Annotated in this window: 20 protein-coding genes; 13 read left to right on the forward strand and 7 right to left on the reverse strand. The window is 45.4% G+C overall.

Features of this window, described 5'->3' with window-relative positions:
- Positions 1-26: 26 nt before the first annotated feature.
- The 3 genes from ltaE (at position 27) to J2W69_RS17650 (ending at position 5,490) form a co-directional block, all read left to right on the forward strand.
- Positions 27-1,103 carry a low-specificity L-threonine aldolase gene (ltaE, locus tag J2W69_RS17640; protein ID WP_310280945.1) on the forward strand — a complete coding sequence of 359 codons (1,077 nt, stop codon included), beginning with the start codon at positions 27-29 and terminating at the stop codon, positions 1,101-1,103.
- Between the two features lie 113 nt (positions 1,104-1,216).
- A complete protein-coding gene (locus tag J2W69_RS17645) occupies positions 1,217-4,456 on the forward strand; it encodes a S41 family peptidase (protein WP_310280947.1) in 3,240 nt (1,079 codons plus the stop codon).
- Between the two features lie 161 nt (positions 4,457-4,617).
- Positions 4,618-5,490 (forward strand): 3-keto-disaccharide hydrolase, encoded by an 873-nt coding sequence (locus J2W69_RS17650; protein ID WP_310280949.1) that lies wholly within the window; start codon positions 4,618-4,620, stop codon positions 5,488-5,490.
- A 133-nt stretch (positions 5,491-5,623) separates the two neighbouring features.
- Here the strand turns inward: J2W69_RS17650 and J2W69_RS17655 are convergent, their stop codons facing one another.
- Positions 5,624-6,052 carry a hypothetical protein gene (locus J2W69_RS17655; protein ID WP_310280950.1) on the reverse strand — a complete coding sequence of 143 codons (429 nt, stop codon included), beginning with the start codon at positions 6,050-6,052 and terminating at the stop codon, positions 5,624-5,626.
- A 304-nt stretch (positions 6,053-6,356) separates the two neighbouring features.
- Between J2W69_RS17655 and J2W69_RS17660 the strand changes: the two genes are divergently transcribed.
- Complete coding sequence (locus J2W69_RS17660) at positions 6,357-6,545, forward strand: hypothetical protein (RefSeq protein WP_310280952.1); 189 nt, start codon at positions 6,357-6,359, stop codon at positions 6,543-6,545.
- 103 nt (positions 6,546-6,648) lie between these two features.
- On the opposite strand, the gene J2W69_RS17665 is transcribed toward J2W69_RS17660, so the two are convergent.
- Together J2W69_RS17665 and J2W69_RS17670 are read right to left on the reverse strand one after the other, a co-directional pair.
- Positions 6,649-7,245, reverse strand: a complete 597-nt coding sequence (locus J2W69_RS17665; protein ID WP_310280954.1) for an FMN-binding negative transcriptional regulator — start codon at positions 7,243-7,245, stop codon at positions 6,649-6,651.
- Between the two features lie 6 nt (positions 7,246-7,251).
- Positions 7,252-7,647: a GNAT family N-acetyltransferase gene (locus J2W69_RS17670; protein ID WP_008897710.1), complete on the reverse strand. Its 396-nt coding sequence runs from the start codon at positions 7,645-7,647 to the stop codon at positions 7,252-7,254.
- A gap of 90 nt (positions 7,648-7,737) precedes the next feature.
- Here J2W69_RS17670 and pdxR point away from each other — a divergent pair, with 90 nt between their 5' ends.
- Both pdxR and J2W69_RS17680 read left to right on the forward strand, forming a co-directional pair.
- Positions 7,738-9,177, forward strand: coding sequence for a MocR-like pyridoxine biosynthesis transcription factor PdxR (gene pdxR / locus J2W69_RS17675; RefSeq protein WP_310280956.1), 1,440 nt, complete (start codon positions 7,738-7,740; stop codon positions 9,175-9,177).
- 343 nt (positions 9,178-9,520) lie between these two features.
- Positions 9,521-10,234, forward strand: coding sequence for a DUF445 domain-containing protein (locus tag J2W69_RS17680; RefSeq protein ID WP_310280957.1), 714 nt, complete (start codon positions 9,521-9,523; stop codon positions 10,232-10,234).
- Between the two features lie 53 nt (positions 10,235-10,287).
- Here the strand turns inward: J2W69_RS17680 and J2W69_RS17685 are convergent, their stop codons facing one another.
- Positions 10,288-11,076 carry a PhzF family phenazine biosynthesis protein gene (locus J2W69_RS17685; RefSeq protein WP_310280958.1) on the reverse strand — a complete coding sequence of 263 codons (789 nt, stop codon included), beginning with the start codon at positions 11,074-11,076 and terminating at the stop codon, positions 10,288-10,290.
- A gap of 107 nt (positions 11,077-11,183) precedes the next feature.
- Between J2W69_RS17685 and J2W69_RS17690 the strand changes: the two genes are divergently transcribed.
- The 4 genes from J2W69_RS17690 to J2W69_RS17705 all read left to right on the forward strand — a co-directional run bounded on the left by J2W69_RS17690 (position 11,184) and on the right by J2W69_RS17705 (position 13,155).
- Positions 11,184-11,573 carry a cytochrome b562 gene (locus J2W69_RS17690; protein WP_310280959.1) on the forward strand — a complete coding sequence of 130 codons (390 nt, stop codon included), beginning with the start codon at positions 11,184-11,186 and terminating at the stop codon, positions 11,571-11,573.
- A 75-nt stretch (positions 11,574-11,648) separates the two neighbouring features.
- Positions 11,649-12,068: a nuclear transport factor 2 family protein gene (locus J2W69_RS17695; protein ID WP_310280960.1), complete on the forward strand. Its 420-nt coding sequence runs from the start codon at positions 11,649-11,651 to the stop codon at positions 12,066-12,068.
- Between the two features lie 61 nt (positions 12,069-12,129).
- On the forward strand, positions 12,130-12,573 hold the full coding sequence (locus J2W69_RS17700) for a MarR family winged helix-turn-helix transcriptional regulator (protein ID WP_310280961.1): 444 nt from the start codon (positions 12,130-12,132) through the stop codon (positions 12,571-12,573).
- Positions 12,574-12,645: 72 nt separating this feature from the next.
- On the forward strand, positions 12,646-13,155 hold the full coding sequence (locus J2W69_RS17705) for a DUF1993 domain-containing protein (RefSeq protein WP_310280962.1): 510 nt from the start codon (positions 12,646-12,648) through the stop codon (positions 13,153-13,155).
- Positions 13,156-13,472: 317 nt separating this feature from the next.
- Here the strand turns inward: J2W69_RS17705 and J2W69_RS17710 are convergent, their stop codons facing one another.
- Positions 13,473-14,753 (reverse strand): aspartyl/asparaginyl beta-hydroxylase domain-containing protein, encoded by a 1,281-nt coding sequence (locus J2W69_RS17710; protein WP_310280963.1) that lies wholly within the window; start codon positions 14,751-14,753, stop codon positions 13,473-13,475.
- Positions 14,754-15,076: 323 nt separating this feature from the next.
- Positions 15,077-15,862: a substrate-binding periplasmic protein gene (locus J2W69_RS17715; RefSeq protein WP_310280964.1), complete on the reverse strand. Its 786-nt coding sequence runs from the start codon at positions 15,860-15,862 to the stop codon at positions 15,077-15,079.
- Between the two features lie 174 nt (positions 15,863-16,036).
- Here J2W69_RS17715 and J2W69_RS17720 point away from each other — a divergent pair, with 174 nt between their 5' ends.
- The 3 genes from J2W69_RS17720 to J2W69_RS17730 all read left to right on the forward strand — a co-directional run bounded on the left by J2W69_RS17720 (position 16,037) and on the right by J2W69_RS17730 (position 18,683).
- Complete coding sequence (locus tag J2W69_RS17720; protein WP_310280966.1) at positions 16,037-17,170, forward strand: LpxL/LpxP family acyltransferase; 1,134 nt, start codon at positions 16,037-16,039, stop codon at positions 17,168-17,170.
- Between the two features lie 57 nt (positions 17,171-17,227).
- Positions 17,228-17,368, forward strand: coding sequence for a hypothetical protein (locus J2W69_RS17725; protein WP_310280968.1), 141 nt, complete (start codon positions 17,228-17,230; stop codon positions 17,366-17,368).
- Positions 17,369-17,471: 103 nt separating this feature from the next.
- Positions 17,472-18,683, forward strand: coding sequence for a M50 family metallopeptidase (locus J2W69_RS17730; protein ID WP_310280970.1), 1,212 nt, complete (start codon positions 17,472-17,474; stop codon positions 18,681-18,683).
- A gap of 45 nt (positions 18,684-18,728) precedes the next feature.
- Here J2W69_RS17730 and J2W69_RS17735 read toward each other — a convergent pair whose 3' ends face one another.
- Entirely contained in the window at positions 18,729-19,631 is a 903-nt protein-coding gene (locus tag J2W69_RS17735; RefSeq protein ID WP_310280972.1) for a DMT family transporter, read from the reverse strand.
- Between the last annotated feature and the right edge of the window lie 124 nt (positions 19,632-19,755).

Genomic DNA, 19,755 nt, shown 5'->3' on the forward strand with positions numbered 1-19,755 from the left:
AAAACCTGAATGAGCAGAGGAAATGCATGACAGACTTTCGTAGCGACACAGTCACCCAACCCGGCGAAGCAATGAAAGCCGCTATGCTGGTCGCGCCTTTGGGCGATGATGTATTTCAGGACGACCCGACAGTCAATGAGCTGCAGCGTTATGCGGCCGACCTGCTGGGTTTTGAAGCTGCTTTATTTGCGCCAAGTGGCACTCAAACCAATTTAATAGCCTTAATGGCGCATTGCCAACGTGGTGATGAGGCCATAGTAGGGCAGCAGTGGCATACCTATCGCTGGGAAGGGGGTGGTATGGCGGTGTTAGGTTCTATTCAGCCACAACCTATCGAGCATCAACCCGATGGCACTTTAGCGCTGGAGCATATACGAGTAGCGGTAAAACCAGACGACCCACATTTTGCCCGCACCAAATTGATTGTGATGGAAAACACTACAGGCGGTAAGGTGTTGTCACTGGCCTATATGAATTCAGTCGCGGCTTTGGCCAAAGAGCTGGGATTAAACTGCCATATAGATGGCGCCCGGCTGATGAACGCTGCAGTGGCTTTAGCGACGGAAGATGATTCGGATCCAATCCAAAAAGCGCGGCAACTTTGTGCTGGTTTTGATTCCGTCTCTCTATGTTTATCCAAAGGTTTAGGCGCACCTGTTGGCTCTTTGCTGCTGGGCAATCATGCATTTATTCAGCAGGCAAGACGGCTGCGGAAAATGCTGGGCGGCGGCATGCGTCAGGCTGGTGTGCTGGCGGCAGCCGGTTTGTATGCATTACAGCATAATATTCAGCGTCTGGCAGAGGATCATCTGCATGCACAACAACTGGCAGAAGGTTTACAGCATATTGCCGCTGAGAATCCGTTACTGAAAGGAAAACTGGAGCTGGTGTCTGTTCATACCAATATTTTATTTACCGATATAGCTGTCGAAGTGGCAGAGCCTTTATTGGCTTATCTGTCGGCACAAAACATAAAACTAACCAGCAGTAATTACAACAAAGCAGATCAACACTACAAAAGAGTACGTTGGGTGACTCATCTGGATATCAAAACAATCGATATTGAACAGACCTTGGCTGCGGTAAAAAAATTCAGCGGCTGACTGGGATTAACTGACTGATTTCTGAGGCGGCCCCCTCTGCTTTTTTTTGGTTGAAGCTGATAAGGTAAAGCCAAATTAAAAGTACAGTAAAAACAAAAACTCCGGGGCCATCTATGAAACTCAGTTTAGTCGCTTGTCTGACCGCCGCTCTTTTTGCCAGCAGTTATGCCGATGCTGCGTATTACCGCTCACCTGCTTTGCAAAATGATCAACTGGTATTTACTGCAGAAGGCGATTTATGGCTAAGCCAACTTAGCGGTGGCGATGCCAAACGTTTAACCACACATCCAGCCGAAGAAACACAGGCGCTATTTACCCCAGACGGCAAAGCTGTGGTTTATGTGGCCGCTTATGACGATACCCCGGATATTTATTATTTATCTTTAACAGGTGGTTCGCCTAAACGTTTAACAGCCCACAATGCCAAAGTAAAACTGCAAGGCTGGAGCCTGGATGGCAAATTGCTTTACAGCACTGATGCGATGACGGGCCCTGTAAACAGCTGGGTGCTGAAACTGATGGATATAGACACCCAGCAAACAGAAACTTTGCCGCTGCTCGATGCGTTAGAAGCTGTGTTGGATCAACAAAATGGTTATGTGTATTTTATCCGTTATGGTTTGCAGCTGACAGGCGACAACGCCCGTCAGTATCAGGGCGGAGCCAAAGGCCAGCTGTGGCGCTGGAAACTGGGTTCAGTGCTCGAAGCTGAACGGCTATTAACAGATCATCAGGGCTCGTTACGTAACCCTATGCTTTGGCAAGGCCAATTGGTACTGGTTAGTGACGCGGGCGGCAATGCTAATTTATGGTCCTACGATCCCGTCTCTGCCCAACTGAAAGAGCTGACCACACATCAGGATTTTGCAGTACGTTCTGCCCGTCTGGATCAGGGCAAAGTGGCTTATCAGTTGGGAGCGGATCTGAAGCTACTGGATTTAGCTTCAGGCCAAAGCCGCACTGTAGCTCCTGCTTTGGTGACAGACTCACCGCAGCAACGCCAGCGTTTATTAACTGAACCTCTGAAGTATTTAACCTCCAGCTCTGTTGGTTTTGCCAAAGAAAAACTGGTACTGACGCTTCGCAGCAAAGTGCAGGTCTTGTCACGCTCCCCACAACGTATTGTGGAGCTGGCTGTGCCTGAAACGGCCAGGGCCCGAAGTGCTGTGATCAGTCAGGATGGCAACCGGGTGTATCTGATTTCTGATCAGTCCGGTGAACCGGAAATTTGGCAATATGCTGCCGATGGTTCGGACAAAGGCAAACAACTGACCAAAGACGGCCGAGGTTTTCGCTGGAATTTAGCCTTGTCGCCGGATGGCCGTTATCTGGCCCATGATGATAAACAAGGCCAGCTTTGGGTTTTCGATTTGAAAACCCAAAGTAATCAACTGGTCCACAACACTGGTTTTGGGTTAGGCCCGTACAGCGATATGGTCTGGAACACATCCAGCAGTATATTGGCCTTTACTGCAGAGCAAGATGGCACAGGCCGTCAGCAAATTGGCCTGTATTCCATCAAAGAGCAACAGGCAAAACTACTGACTACAGATAAATACAATTCCTACAGCCCGGCTTTTCACCCTGATGGTGACTGGTTGTACTTTTTATCCGAACGCGAGTTAAAAGCTACCCCGGGTTCACCTTGGGGGGACAGAAATATGGGGCCTGCTTTTGATAAAAGAGCCCAGGTATTTGCTTATGCCTTAACCAGCTCAGCGCAGTTTCCCTTTGATGCGGAAACTGAATTAACCGCCGGGCTTGAAGGCCAGGGTAAAGCGGTTTCAGTGAAAGACTTACCAGAGCAGTTATGGCAAGTACCGGCAGCAGCGGGGAATTACCAGAAACTGCAGGTCAGTTCTGACTATTTATACCTGCATGAATTTGAGCACAGTGGAGATGCAGGTGCTGTGCGGGCCTTAAAAATAGAGCCTGAAAACAAAAAACTTTTAAGTTTTGCCGCTAAGGTTAGAGCCATACAAAGTAGTGCAGATGGTAAATCGTTGTTTTTGCAGTATGAAACTGAACCTGGTAAATACAGATTTTTTTTAGGTTCAGCCGCAGCTAAAGCGCCAGAAGGCGAAGAAGCAGAACCCTGGGCTATTGATAAAATCAGCCTGAACGTCACCCCAAAAGCCGAATGGCAACAAATGTTCCATGATGCCTGGCTGATGCACAGGGAGTTTTTATTTGATCCGGCAATGCGTGGTGTCGACTGGGGCACCACCAAAAGACGCTATCAGCCTTTACTGGAACGGGTAACCGACAGATTTGAACTGGATGATTTACTGGCACAGCTGATTGGCGAGTTGTCTGTATTGCACTCTCAGGTACGGGGCGGTGATTATGCCAAAGCCAGCGAAAGCAGCAAAGCTGCCAGTCTGGGGGGCGAATTTGTCAGCCGCGATGGCAAATTAATACTGCAGACTATTTATCAGACCGATCCTGATTTACCTTCTATTGCCAGTCCGCTGAACAAAGCCGGAGTTGAATTGAAAACTGGCGATCAACTGCTTGCAGTGAATGGGAAAGCTGTAGCTTCAGTATTGGATTTACATCAGGTTTTACAGCAACAACAAGGTCAGCAAGTGCTGTTGCAGCTGGAGCGAAATGGGAAAACCCTGAAAAAAGTTGTAGTGCCTGTCAGTCCGCAACAAGAGCAGATGTTGCGTTATCAGCATTGGGTGCAGCAGAAAAAGCAGCAGGTGGATCAGCAAGGCAAACAGCAACTGGGTTATCTGCATCTGTACGCTATGACAGCCAACGACATCAGTAATTTTGCCCGTGACTTTTATGCCAATGTGGATAAACCCGGCCTGATTATCGATGTGCGCCGCAACAGAGGCGGCAATATCGACAGTTGGGTGATAGAAAAGTTATTACGCCGGGTTTGGGCCTTCTGGCAACCAACTCAGGGCAAAGCTTACACCAATATGCAGCAAAGCTTTCGTGGTCAGTTGGTGGTGCTGACCGATCCACTGACTTACTCAGATGGTGAAACTTTTGCCGCCGGTATTAAAAGTTTAGGTTTAGGCCCTGTGGTTGGACAACAAACCGCAGGAGCTGGGGTGTGGTTGTCGGGCCGTAATTTATTAGCAGATATGGGCGTGGCCCGTGTGGCTGAAACAGCACAGTTTGATAAAGATGGCCGCTGGATTATCGAAGGCCGAGGTGTTAGCCCTGACGTGCTGGTCGACAACTTACCTTATGCCAGCTTCAGTGGTCAGGACGCGCAGTTGTCCTATGCCATCAGCTTGCTGCAAAAGCAACTGCAGGAAAAGGCTGTGCCTGAACTAAAAGCAGAACCGTTAAAACCAGGTATGGCCAAAGACGCACAAAAGCTGAACTGGTAACTGAAATTGGGGTCAGAACACAATGTTAACTGTTAACAATGTGTTCTGACCCCAATTACGAAAAAACGTAACAGGCTTTGCTCTAATTGTAAAATGTAAGCCTTTACATTTCGCGCTTAAACTGGTATCCAATTGAAATCGTTCACTATTGGATAAAAGCTATGAAACTTAAATTCCTGTGTTTGTCTATCGTCTTGTGTAGTTATTCAGCTGTCGCTGCTGACTGGCAACCCTTACTGGATAAAGATTTGAGCCAGTGGGATACCTACTTAAGCTATAAGCATAAAGAGTCTTATGATGGTTCTGTGCCTAAAGATGAGCAGGGAAATCCTATAGCTCCTATAGGTTTAAATAAGGGCAATGACGAGCATAAAGTTTTTACTATGCAGCAAGAAAACAATGAGCCAGTGCTGAGAGTCAGTGGTGAAATTTATGGTGCTGTGACCAGTAAAAAATCCTATAAAAATTATCACTTAAAACTGCAATTTCGTTGGGGTGATAAAAAATGGCCCCCACGTCTGAATAAACTCAAAGACAGCGGTATTTTGTATCATGCCAATGGTGAACATGGTCAGGAGTATTTCCGCACCTGGATGTTGTCGCAGGAGTTTCAAATCATGGAAGGTCATAACGGCGATTATTGGCAACAAGCCACGTCTGCTATTGATGTCAGGGCTTTTTTACCTGAGTCAATTATGAATGCGGTGGCCGATGAGACTCAGCCCTTTATAAAAGTGGGCAAAGGGGAAGAGCTACAGGGCTTTGTGCTGCGTAAAGACAATCACGAAAAACCGGCAGGGCAGTGGAACACGCTGGAACTGATCACTTTTGAAGGTCAAAGTCTGCATATAGTGAATGGTCATGTGGTGATGGTGTTGCGTAATTCCAGATATGTCACGCCAGAAGGTAAAACTGAACCTTTAATTGAAGGCAAAATTCAGCTGCAAAGTGAAGCAGCTGAACTGTTCTATAAAGGCATACTGATCAAACCTATAGAGCAAATGCCGGCAGAATACAGCAAGCTGTTTTTATAACCGAAAAAAACACGGGAATGTTTTTTTAACAACGCGAAGCTTTGGCCAAAAGGGTGAGCGCCATGGATGGCGGCGAATAAAAAAGGCAGCCAAATGGCTGCCTCAACTTCAATGCGCTAGTCGAACAAGAATGTCAGAATTTATAGCCAGCGTTAAAGACTGCCACAGTTCTGCTGTCGCCGTCACGACGGCCACCATCGTAATCTGCAGTGCCTAAACCACCGCCTAAAGTCCAGCCACGACCGCTGAAACCACTGAAGTGGTAATCATAAGTGGCCAGTAATAAAGCTTTGCTATCAAATACATCGGAACCTGACGCATATTGAGCACCAAATACGTGCTGACTGCCTGCAGATGGCGCTATATGAAAACCTACAGCTGCACCGCCAATACCTACACCGACGTAAACCGCCATATTATCTTCGCGGTACATAAATTTACCGCCTAAGTCGCCGTACTGAGAGCCAACACCTGCGGCTGGTACAAATTCACCGGCCTGAGCAACAGTAGTTGCCATTAATGTTGCGACTACTAAGGTGGCCAGAGTTAATTTAATTTTCATTGTTATGATCCCTCTTTAAAACAGATACCGGAAGTTGCCCGGTTCACATAAGGCGGCAGTGTACCTTGGTTAACTGAATGGCAGCTTACTGCTGTTTAAAGCTGTTCCGCAGAAAAGGCGGGCTTGAAAAGGAGTTAAAATAGTGATCAAAAAACAACCACTCAGTTCAGCTGAGGCTCATCTTTACAGGCGCAAACTAAAAATCCACCTGCTAGTGGGGGCTGTAATGAAGTTTAGATCTTACCCCGTGGCAGTCTCAATACCACAAGGTATTAGCTTAAGTAAAAAGACAGGAGTGCATCTTATGAGTGCAATCAAACAACAGAAAAGTGCGCAACCCTTTAGCTTTGACGCTAGCAAGAACAATACAGATTTAACCCAGCAAGAGCGCCGGGCTTTAAGTTTAGTCTGGTGTGATACCGAGTCTGAGCCAGTGAAAGCCAAAGGATATGACTCCACTACAGATCACTGTGCCGAGCTTGGTTATAACTAGGCCGCTGTGTTGTTACTCATCTATAGTTACTGATTTTAGCCAGTACTCAAGCAAGGCAGTCGATGAACCCGCAGCTGTCTTCTGTCTTGCTTGTTTTTCGATGTCAGTTTTTTTGATACAAAGCCAGCTGCTGCATCAGTTGCCAGACGCTTTGAGGTTGCTCCGTCGCCTGTAAATAGTCGCCTACTTTTTGCCGCTGTTCTGCTGATTTATTCTGCGAGAGTTTCATTTTTCCAATCATGCTGCTGATCTCTATTCGCACACCACAAATGCCGTTCACCAGCTTTTGCTGATAATCCGCAGATTGCAGCATGTCTGGTGCGGAAAAACTTTCCTGCTTTCGCACTAAGGCCAGAGTTTGTTCTTTATCTAAAGTAAAAGCTGTGCCTTTAAGTTCAACCAGGCTGTAGTTCCAGGTTGAAACAGCCTGCGCATCGCCATAACAATCTGCTGCGACAAAAGCATGAGGCCCCATAATCACAATCTGCACCTGCTGTTCATTGAGCTGCTTTAACTGCGGATTATTGCGAGCCAGATGGCAAAATACAGTCAGATGATCGTCCTGCCAGTCCATTAAAAATGGCAAAGGGCTGTAATACAAATCCGGGCTGTTACTTAACAGCAAACCAAAATAATGCTGCTGTAAAAAGGAGCGGATCTGATCTAAATCTTCGCTCTGAAAGTGTTTAGGTAAATACATAGTGTTTTAGCTTTCCCTTTTAACTACAAAAGCGTTGTGGCATAACTGATAACCCACTTTGGGGTAATAGCTCATCGCACTTTCGGCACTGTGCAATAACTGCTGCACTTGTGGCCCTGTGACTACTTGCACCTGACGTAACAACTCTTTACCTATACCCTGCTGCTGCAAGCTTTTATCGACCAATAAATCGCAGATATAGACCACCCATGCTTTGTCTGTCATGCAGCGGGCTAAGCCAACCAATTGACCGTTTTGCCGCGCTGTCAGCAGTAAATTCGCGCTGGAAAGCAGGGTTGCCATACGGCTTTTATCCTCTGTGGGCCTGTTGATGCCAGAGGCTTTATACAAAGTCAGCATTTCTTCTAAATCAAAACTGGATTCCACCTGATAACTCAGCATATACATTCCTCTTCGCTTGTAGAAGACGCTGTTTTATCGCTAAACTGGTTCTATAGAAAGTGCCAGTTTTGTTAAAGTGAGAGATCCAGTTTGCGTATAGAACTTGGAAGTTTTTTTCTGAGCGGTGAAGGCTCCCTGCAACAGCAGTTGTATCAGGCATTACGCGAAAAACTGCTGACAGCGCAGTGGCCTGTAGAGGCTTTATTGCCCTCCAGCCGTCAATTAGCTCTGGATTTAAAATTAAGCCGCAATACTGTCAATCAGGTGTTGCAACAACTGGTGGCTGAAGGTTATTTGTTGGGCCAACCAGGCCGGGGTTATCTGGTGCTGGCTGTGGCTCCGGATCAATTTTTTCAGGCAAGTATGCATACACAAGTGGCGCCGGCACCAGCTCAAATAACAGTGTTTGACTATGGGGTTACAGCCAAAACCGGTCCTGCTTCGGGTTTGCTGCAAACCGGAGTGCCTGATTTGTCGGCTTTTCCTTTTACCTTGTGGCAAAAGTTAACCCAACGTCATAGTGGCAGAAGTGCTTTAGCCGGTATGGCGGATGCGATGGGGTATTTACCACTGCGCCAGGCGCTGAATCATTATTTACGTCAGTCCCGCCAGGTGCTTTGTGATGAAGATTGTATTTTGATCACACCAGGCGCTCAGGCAGCTTTGTTTATTGCCGCTAAGCTGGTGAGTCAGGCTGGGGATAAAGTGGCGATGGAATCGCCTGGTTATCCCCGTTTACGGCAGGCATTGCAGTTATCTGAAGCCGATATTCATTATATTGATGCCAGTTCAGACACTGGGCTTGCCACTGCTGATCTCCCTCGTCTGAACGGCTGTAAAGCCTTGTTTGTGACTCCGGCTCATCAATACCCCATGGGCGGTATTATGCCGCTGTCAGAGCGATTGCATTTACTTGAATGGGCCAGACAGCAGCAATGCGTTTTGGTTGAAGACGACTACGACAGTGAGTTCCAGTTTAAACACAGACCTATTGCCAGCTTGCAGGGGTTGGCACAGGGACAAGGGGTGATCTATGTCGGCTCCTTTAGTAAAACCATATTTCCTGCACTGCGTTTAGGTTATCTGGTGTTACCCAAACCCTGGGCCGCGAAAGCGGCCGCTTTATTACAGGCTCTGTATGGCGACGTAGCTTTATTGCCTCAGGCAGTGACTGCGGATTTTATGCTTGAAGGGCATTTTGGCCGGCATTTGCGCAAAATGCGTCAGCTGTACCAGCACAAACAGCAGCTTTGTTTGCAACTTATTGCGGAGTTTCTGCCAGAGGCAAAGTTACACGCCCGTTATGCCGGTTTACATATCAGCCTTGAGTTTCCCTATGAAGTGGCAGATCAGCAGTTCACGGCCGAATTGTTAAAAGCAGGCTACAGAGTACAGCCTTTGAGTCGTTATGTATTTGCAGCGCCTGCGCGTACTGGTCTGGTGATAGGCTTAGCCAACAGTTCAGAGCAGCAACTGCGGTCAGGTGTACAGTTTATTGCGCGCTTGCTGACTTTGTATAAAAAAGCCTGAAAAGCAGAAATTGTTGCTTAAATTGCAAATGGGAATTATTATCATCTTAGTTGTTTTTACTGAAGCCTATATACCTGATGACAGAACCCAAGCCACAAAAAACACCCAACACACTGTTTAAAACTATTCGGCAATGGCTGGGCTTTGCCGTTGTACTGACGGGTGCTTTTGTATTACTGCTTGAAAGTTTTGCGGTGCTCCCTGCTTGATACTCTGGCGTTGGCCACAGATCCCTGGATCAGGTCGCGGCGCCTTCATCCGCAGGCATTAAGATCCTGATCTTGTTGTTCTTCTGTACACTGATTACAATCGCTGCCATTTCCGCTGTTTGTATGGAGTTCTGATGAATAAAAGTCTTTTAACCAATCTGTTGTCTTTAGTACTGATGGCTGCCGGCTGGTTTTTCGCTTTGCCATGGTTATGGGCTATTGGGTTGTTTGCCTTTTCCGGTGCTGTGACCAACTGGCTGGCTATTCATATGTTGTTTGAAAAAGTGCCTTTATTGTACGGGTCTGGGGTCATACCTGCGCGTTTCAGCGAATTCAAACAAGGTATTTATGATCTGATCATGGGCCAGTTTTTCAGCAAAGAAAATCTGCAGCGTTTGCTTGCCGAACAACATGAGCAAGACGCAGTTAGCTTAAAACTGGCACCTGTGATTGAAGCTATCGACTTATCACCCGCCTTTGATGCCTTGCTTGAGACTGTCCAAAAATCATCCTTAGGCGGCATGCTGGCGATGTTTGGCGGAGCTCAGATGTTAGTGCCGTTAAAAGAGCCTTTTATCGAAAACCTGAGCCGTTCTTTAATCGAGCTGGCAGACAGCCCGGAAGTACAACAACAACTTAAAAACCAGTTGCATCAGGGCGATACTATTGATCTGCTGCAGCCTAAAATTGCCGCTGTAGTCGAAGCTCGTTTAGCTGAACTGACACCTCAAATGGTAAAAGACATAGTGCAGCAGATGATCCGTCAGCATTTAGGCTGGCTGGTCGTTTGGGGTGGCGTCTTTGGTGGCCTTATTGGTTTATTAAGCAGTTTTATTCCAGCGATTTGATTAAAACACTAGTAAGGGCAGAGTTGTCTGCCCCTTATTATCACAATGACAGGTTAAGCTAAAAAAATCTCTCCCTGTAAATAGAGTTTTGCCTGACCCGAAACCAGTACTCTTTCACCTACCAATTCACAGCGCAATATGCCCCCTCGTGCCGACGCCTGACAGGCCATCAACTGAGTTTTGCCAAGTTGTTCTGCCCAATAAGGCACTAAACCCGCATGAATGGAACCCGTTACCGGATCTTCATCACCGCCATTGGCAGGCCAGAAATAACGTGAAACAAAGTCATAATCTGTGCCCTGCGCTGTGGCCACCACATCATAAGGCGCCAGCTTTTTCAGTTCATGGCTGTTGGTCGTTAGCTGCTTTACCTGCTCTTCATCGGTATAAATCGCAAAATAGGCCTGAGCACTTTGCAACACCAAAGCCGGAGCTATGGATAATCCAGCCATCAGGGCATCCGGTGCTTTGACCGGACTGGCAGGGCGCTTAGGGAAATCCATTTGGATCCAGCCATCGGCCTGCTGGCTCACCACTAAATCGCCTACTTCCAGGGTACTGAAGCGAAGGGTTGTGCTGTTGCTTTGAGTGAACAAGACAAAAGCTGCAGCTAAGGTGGCATGACCACAAAAATCAATTTCAGTAACAGGCGAAAACCAGCGGATCTGGTAATGATCTTTCGCCAAAGGCAATACAAAAGCGGTTTCAGATAAGTTATTTTCGGTGGCGATCTGCTGCATCAGTTCATCACTAACGGCCTGCGACAGAGGCACAACAGCGGCATAATTGCCTTTAAATAGCTGATCGGTAAAAGCATCTACCTGATAAATCGGAAGTTTCATCGTTATAAGCTCAGTATTTGGTGGTAAGTCGCAGCATATCAGATCAGAAAAACCCGGTAGCAGGATATTTTGCTTATAATACTCCAGCATTTTTTTGAGGATTTTTGATGAAAACGGTAATTTTTGTGGTGATCACAGGCTTGTTGTTTTGTGGCTTTGCTTTTGCGAATGATGTGGATATGGAAAAAACCATGAAGCAAATGGCGCTGAACTTTAAACAAGCCAAAGAAGCGCAGTCGGTGGAACAGATGACGCTGGCATTAGCCAGTTTTGAGACTCAATTGCAGCAGGCGCAGCAAGGCAAATTTCAGGCGGATAAAGCAGATCTGTACCAGCAAGGTTTAAAAGAACTGGCTGTTGAAGTGGATCAGGCCCAATTGTTATTAGAGCAGCAGAATTTGGAAGGGGCGAAGCAGCAACTGCTGAAAATGGATGAACTGCGAAAAAAATACCATAAGCATCGGAAACCCAGCTTCTGGCAGCTGATTTTTGGCTAAGCAGCGCTGACAATTCATCACAGATTATTTCTGCGAATGGCGACAAACTGATGTTTTTATCCTTGAGGGTTGATTATGCGTTGTATAGCTATTGTTGTTTTATGTTGTTCCGGCATGGCATGGGCTTCCTGCCCAGGCCAGTTTGATAGCAGCACCGATCAGCAATGGAACCAGTTCCGTTTGCATTCTGATGTAAAAGCTTTGGCTCCTTTGTTGTCGGACAACTTTGTACTGACTCATTCCGATGGCAGAGTGGAAGATAAACAAAGTTATTTACAGGATTTAGCCAGCAGCAACAGAGTAAACACTCAAATTGAAAACTTTGATGTGCATATCCGCTGTTTTGAGAATACAGCTTTAGTCACAGGACGCACTAAGCAACAAGGCATTTCAGCAGGTAAAAAGTGGCAGGGCGAATTCCGCTTTACCCGGGTCTGGTTTTATCAGAATAAACAATGGCAGCTACAGGCATCGCATTCTTCACGTTTGCCTTAACTGGCTTTTTCAGGCCGGATTGAAGTATATTGCACGCAATTCAATTGAGTCCGGCTATCTGATGATCCCAGAAAACGACGATTATTTAGTATTAGAAAAACAGCTGTGTTTTTCACTCTACAGCGCCAGCCACCGACTGGTGCGCAGTTACCGCTTATTGCTGGAACCTTTAGATCTGACTTATCCGCAGTATCTGGCAATGCTGGTGTTGTGGCAGCAACCTGAACTCAATGTCAAAGACTTAGGTGAAAAACTGCATCTGGACTCAGGCACTTTAACTCCTTTGTTAAAACGGCTGGAAAACAAAGGCTTCGTCAGCCGAACCCGCAGCCAGCAAGATGAGCGGGTAGTGCATATTCGCCTGACTGAGCAGGGGCAGTTGTTAAAGGCCCAGGCCAGCCATATTCCAAAAACTATTTTTCAACAGTCAGGCTTGCCGTTAGAGCAGTTACAGCAGTTAAAACACAGCTGTGATTTGTTGTTTCAGCAACTCGAAGCCTTGTAATAGGTTTTCGCATCCCCATTTCAGTCATCAGATCCTTGCAAAGGGCAGGATGGTTTAAATGAGGCAAAAAGCATGAGTTTATCTTTTTACAGCGCGTCAGTTCCGGTCTTTAAACAGTTTCTCACCAGCTTAAAAGACTTGTTGGTTAAAGCTGAAAAATTCAGCCAGCAAAAAGATTTAGCCGATGCAGTGTTGCTGCAATCGCGTTTATACCCTGATATGTTTCCGCTGCTGCGTCAGGTACAAATTGCCGCTGATTTTGCTAAAAGTGTATCGGCCCGTTTAGCTGGTGTTGAAGTTCCGGGGTATGAAGACACTGAGCAGAGCTTTGCTGAACTGCAGCAACGTCTGGATAAAACCCTGGCTTTTCTTGATACCTTAAGTGCAGAGCAATTTGCCAATGCCGCAGAAAAAGAAATTGTATTGCGTGCTGGTACACCAAAAGAGAAACGTTTTACCGGTACTCAATATTTAGCTCAATACGGTTTGCCACAGTTTTATTTCCACGTCACCACCAGTTACGCTTTGTTGCGTCACAACGGTGTTGAAGTAGGCAAAAAAGACTATATGGGTCAGATCTGATACAGCTCGTTCAGACAGCCATTGATTGAGCTATGGCCAATCAGATAAGCTAAGTCGTGAATAAAACAGCTTATTTATTCAAAGGCTGCCGAAGATTGCTGCGGGAAAGGCATTGTTCATGCAGACTCGCCGTGAATATATTCCTATAGGCTTCTGTCCGGTATTCTTACTGGACAGAAGGGCTTAGTATTGCTCTGCATTAAAAATAAAACCTGACAGGCGTTCGTGTCAGTTCTCGCCTTTTGGGGTTGTCTGGCGGCTCCAGTGTAAACATAACTCATCCCCCAAACCTCTACACATTCTTAGCTTTTAAGTGCTTAAAGAGGTACTGCGGCTGTTTGCTTGTTGAATAAACCAATCTGCACTATCAGTTCAGTAAGTGCTAATTGTTCTTCCTGACGCAAGTAGGGGTTCCATATATCGCTCAGAATTACTGCGCGGGTTTTATCACTTCGGTTCCAAGCTTCATGCAAGTAGGTGTCGTCGAAAGCAAAAGTTTTTCCTTCCTGCCAGCTAAGTTCGGTGATACCAGGTAAATGCAATCTGCATTCCGGTGGTATATCCAGAGCTAAATGCAGCACAGCTCTGCTATTGGTCACACCCCGGTGTGGCAGTATATGAGCAGCCGGGCGCATCAGAGAGAAACAAACTTCAGGGGCATGGTCTGCCACATGAACCAAAGGAAGTTCTGCTAAAGCTGCGGCTGTGCCAGGACATTTTTGCAGATGCTCAGTATAAGTTTGACCATGACGATAAAAGAAGTAGGCATCCCATGCACCGCCTTGGGTCAGACCCTCACCGGCTTCACCCTCTTGAAAGGGCCGGAAATCATTATTGTCTGACAGCAACTGCTTTAGTTCTGTCTTTATAACTGCCGCTTGACTTTCGTAGCGTTCGGCAAAAGGCAATACAGCACGGTCAAAGACCGGAGCTATAGGTAAATCCGGTATATAAAGAAAGTTTGGTGTCTGACGTGGATCAGCAAATTCTAAAGCCCGCTCTCCGGTGTACATCTGAATGGCTTTGCTAATTCTTGCCAGTTCAGCACGACCATAACGTTGCCAAAGAGGCTCTAGCCACTGATGACTCAGATTGATCCTGTACTTTTCAATAAACCCCATAGCATAAGAGACAAAATTACGACACCAGGGAGCGGTAGAAGCCGCATTCAGCCAAAACCCTCTGGCATTGGCGGTTTTCAGTGCAATCAGATATTCGCGGCCAGCGGCAAACATAGCTGATTTTAACTCAAGTTGGCGGCCATATAATAAGCGGCTGGAGTAGGCTGCGGGCAATTGTTCAAGTAGGGTCGCTAATGTCTGACCCGATGGGTCTTCTTCACATACTTTTTGCAGGCAATCGGCTAACATCTGGTGTAAGCCAATATCGGCAGGCTGGAGCTGTAACAATGACTCGCAATAAAACAGAGCCCTTGCAAATTGTTTAGCTTGCACATGTACTTGCAATAAGGCTCTTAGAGCTGAAGGCTCTGCTGCATTGAGTCGAAGTATTTGCTCACAACTATGTTGCGCCGCCTCAAAGTTTCCTGAGCTTATTAATTTTTTACTTTCATCAATGAGTTCTGATATCGGGCGCATTACAATTGAATTCCAGCTGACGATTTAAGCCGAAGACTGCCATAAAGCGGCTGAAATAACCAGAAGGCTGATAAGAAAAGCTGAGCCAGATCAAAAAATACTGACGGACCTACACAAAACTGGTAACTGTCTGCTCAGGTCTGGGCTAGTACAAACAAAATATGAGCACTCACGTTCTTGCCCTGGGTTTCCCAGACTTTATCTGTTAGCGTTATCCTTGACATAGCAATGTCCGATCTAAGTGGTGTTTTTTATTTTTGGCGAAACTATTATACCTTGTTGCTATGCCGTTTACTTTTCATACAAAGATCAATAGCCTCCAGTTACTCGAAGTGCAAAATACCGTCGCGAGCTTCGGTATTAATAGTGTGGTAATGCTTTAAAATCAGCTGCCACTTTTCCGCGATAAACTGCTGCTGACCACTTTGCCGGAATTTCTCTGCAGCTAATTTCCAGCTTTGCATTAATTTTTGGTCTGTGCCTGATTTAGACATCAGCAGGTAAACCTCCGAGGTTCTGAGTGTATACACGGCTTTAATATCATCTATTTGCAAGCCTTCTTCCCACAACAAATGCTGAATTCCCTGACTTTCGTAAGCGATTAAATCCAGTCGACCTGAACGCAATCTTTGAATATTTTGCTGATGGTTGACTGAAGGATGCAGGTTATTAAAGTCTTGTTCCAGTAACCATTCTTCTCTGATGTCCCCCCGAACCACACCTATGGCTTTGACCTTCCGCAATTGGTCCAGCGTTTGAATTTGCACAGGATTTGAGCTCAGAGTGTAGGCTGATGAGGTTTTAACAACCAGCTGTCCAATCCAATAAAACTCTTTTTCTCTTTGTTCTGTTCTGGAAAAGCTGAACAGCAGGACATTAGGTTCAGTGCGGGCAATATAAATAGCACGGGCTTCTGGCATAACTTCGATTTTAGTTTCGTCATTCAGGCTGCGTTGAATAGCTTGTACCACCTCGACAGAAAAACCTGTCAGTTCGCCGTGGCTATCCAGATAACTGGCTGGAGGCTCCACCACAGTGATGATCCGCAACGCCTGACTTTGAACTGAGAAACTGATAAGAAACAAAAAAACACCCACAATCCATCGCATGGTCAGCTTTCTCTGATGAAGAATCAGGTATTAGGTATAGTCAGGCATCTAAATTCTGACAACTCTCAGTATGGCATTAACTACTCTGTAATAACAATTAGCGAAAGATCGGAACATTTTGTTACAACTATTTTGGTTGGAATAAGTTCCCGTTATTGATCTAAATGAATTTAAGTGGTAAAAAAAGTTATTGTTTTGTATCTGGTGATGTATGTGGAACTAGACAGAAATTTTTTTTCATCAATTAACTATCAGACTTTGTTAGATATTCCTGAACAAATTGCAAACAAGCTTGCGGATGAAAATCAGAAACTCAGAGAATTTTGCACTGTTCAATTTGATAACAGGCTGGCTTTTTTGGTTGAGCATTTTTCCGGGCAAAATAAAGCTGATATACCTGGCCCAGAGCATATGGGGTGGGAGCAAGTATGCCAGCACATAGCCTCAATCCGGCAGCAGCATGGTAGCGTTATTCTGGCATTGTTCCATTTTGGTCTGCATCGCAGCATTCTTGTTGATTTAGCCTGCAGTGGTGTTCCTGTGGTGGCTCCTATCGCAGGAAAAGCATACTGGGATTTTTACCAGCAAAAACACATAGCTCCGGCAGAGTTTGCTGACTGTTTTAACTTAGTGGAAGTAGATAGCCCTTCAGTGGGTAAGCAGTTGGTCAAACAAATGCGAAAAGGGCATCTGATCACTATTTATGTCGACGGAAATATGGGGCCAGATGGCGTTCATGTCGAAGAAGGTGGGGTTGCTGTTCAATTTTTTGGCCGGCAAGTTCAGGTGAAAGAAGGAATATCCCGGCTGGCTGCAACATTCAAATTGCCAGTGTTGCCTCTTTTTAGTCTGAAACAACCAGGTGATGAAGATAGGTATTGCATCACAGCAGGTGAATTGTTAGCAGCAGATCCATATCTGATGCAGAAGTTGTACCAGCAACTGGAAACTCAGGTAAAAAAACGGCCACAAGATTGGGAATATATTAGCTGTTGTCACAGATGGATGGCTTCAGAGCACAATACAGATCCCGATCTTGCTCCAGTCTATGATGAGAGAGCAGGGCTACGATTGAATCAGAAAAATGTGCGGCTGGTGCAACAAGGCGACGATATTCTCTTGCTTCATCTGGACAAACAAACCGCATTCAAATTACCTCATTGGTCAAAAGAGCTTAGTCATCTTCTTCGTGAAGGTGGCACAGCAGGTGAAATCAGGCGCTGGTTAGATCAGGATGATGAACATCAACTGAAAGTAAGACTTATCAATGAGTTAGTAAGTAAAGAATTAGTTACTACCTTTATATGAAAGTATAAGGTAACTAATAAACACCCTTACGGGGAACATCAAAAAAAGGAAAATAATATGGAAAATAATATCCTGGTCGAGTTAAAAATTACTGAATTAGAGGAACGCGTAGAGTTTGGTCTTTGTGGCGGCGGTGGCGGCGGTGGCGGATGTGGTTGCGGCGGAGAAGATCCGAGCCCGCCACAGCCACAGCAGTAACATTTTCCGCTTATAGTTTAGAGATTTGATGACAATTAGTATTCATCAAATCATCTTCGTAAAGACAAAGGAGTTCTAACGAACTCCTTTTTTCAGTGAGCCTATGGTGATATACCGACCCAATAAAAATCTGCAATTATCTGCAGTAGAAAATAGTGACGATTATCTTTGCACTGTGCAAATAGGCAACAGGCGCAGAAGTTATGTCGTCAACTCTGCGATAGCCGCAGTAATAGAGTACTGTAAAACCGCTCAGGACAAAGACGACATTGAGGCTTTTGCCGTTGGAAAACAGTATCTGACTAAAGCCAATTTTGACGCGTTTTTTCAGCAGTTTTTAGTAGAAAAAAATATTTTACTTCCGGTGGATGGTTCAGCAGTTGAGCCTGCATATAATAGTGGTTCTCTAAAATTTAAACTAAGACTGCTGCCTTACAGCATAGTGAACTCTATTACAGGACCATTGCTGCTGATGTTCAGAAAAGAAGTTGCAGCATGTACCTTAGTCGCTTTTATAGGCAGTCTTATTTACCTGGCCTGGTTTATTAGTTCCGATCAGTTTGTGCAACAGACAGTTTTGTTAACTCCTCTTGATAGCCTCTATGTCATAGCGTTAATTAGCCTGGGTCTGGTATTTCATGAATTAGGCCATGCTGCTGCCGCTTACAAATATGGCTGTCGTCGTGTAGATATAGGAGTAGGCTGGTATATTTATTTTATTGTATTTTATGCCGAGTTATCAGAAGCATGGCAGTTTGGCAGGCGAAAACGAGTGATCATTGACTGTGCTGGAGGTTATTTTCAAAGCATTTTTGGTGTTTTGTTGTGGTTGCTTTATCTATCCACCGATAACTTTGTATTTCTGTCTGCTTCTGCGCTGCTGGCTTTGTATAGCTTTTTTAATCTGAATCCATTTTTTCGTATGGATGGGTATTGGATTGCCAGCGACTTGTTAAACGTCAAAAATCTTCGTTATGTGGCTTATGATGTTATTAAGCTGTTTTTTTTTCAGCCAAAGCAGTTGCTCACTAGGGTAAAAGAGAAAGACAGCCATATATCCAAACCTATACTAATTTATGCCTCAGGCATGCTACTTTTCTATATCTGGTTTAGTTATTACGTGTACAGCTCCCTTTTTCCGAATTCCTTGCTGACTCTATACAATGGCGTAAATGCTATGTTTACCGATCCACTGAGTGGAGTTAGTTTTACCTTGTCTCTGGTTCAACTTCTGTGGCATCTGCTGATTATTTATTTTGTTGTCTACTTCTCGGCTGGCATATTAAAGAAAATCATACCTAAGTTAACAGGGTAGCAGTGCTCAGAATCCCGGTTTGATTTTGAACTGCAAAGGCGTGAGTCAGAGTCTGAATAAGCGCTTCAACTTAGCCGCTGGCAACAAAATAATTAAATTGCCCAAAGCCACAATACAAACGCCAACAAGAGCTGACCAGCTCCAATGGTAGTTTTCAAACCAGGTGGAGATACCTAAAGCAACAATAGGGAATAACACCATAGTGTAGGCCGCTTTTGCCGGGCCTATGCGGCCCACTAAAGTTAAGTAGGCGCCAAAAGCCAGTACAGATCCAAACAAGGACAAATACAGCAAGGACAGGCTAAAACTGACAGAGGTAGTAAAGACCGGCATAATGCCCTGTGTTAAAGCCAATAGGGCCATCATGCCAGCGCCATAAGCCATACCAAAAACATTAGTCTGGACTACAGGTAAATCTTGTTGCTGGTTTTTGGATGACAATATATTGCCAAGCGAGGCGATGTAAGTGCCGGCAATACTCAGTAATAATCCCCAAAAGGCTGAACCGTTACCTTCAAGGCCCGCCAGTTCTGGCCAGAATACAAAAGCTATACCCAAAATACCTAATAATGCACCCAGCAAGGTTTTTGTTTCCACAGGCCGGCCAAAAAACAAAGCGCCGTTGAGGATATTCATCAATACTATGCTGGAAAACACCACAGCAATAAGGCCGCTGGTTAAATCAGAGGTAGCCAGGTAAATCAGCAGGTAGTTTAAACAAAATAAAAATAAGCCTTGCAGCGCCATCCAGCCATGCTGGCGGCGGTTAAAGCTCAAAGGCAATTTACGCCATAAACACCAGAACCAGAGTAATAAAGCAGCCAGGCCAAACCTATAGGCGATAGACCACATTTCCGGCACATCGCCAAGTTGAAACTTAATGGCAAAAAAAGTAGAACCCCAAATCAGCACTGTCGCCAGATACAAGGTAATGGAATGGGTCAGCATAAAGCCTCATTAAAACTGCGGTATTTAATGAGTATGTAAAATTTTCTGTGTAAGTGGCTGTTTATCATAGTGATACACGATCACCGTACATGATGATGAACTGATTCATCGCCGGTTTCCAGTC

This window comes from Rheinheimera soli (assembly GCF_031457405.1).
Taxonomy (GTDB): Bacteria; Pseudomonadota; Gammaproteobacteria; order Enterobacterales; family Alteromonadaceae; genus Pararheinheimera; species Pararheinheimera soli_A.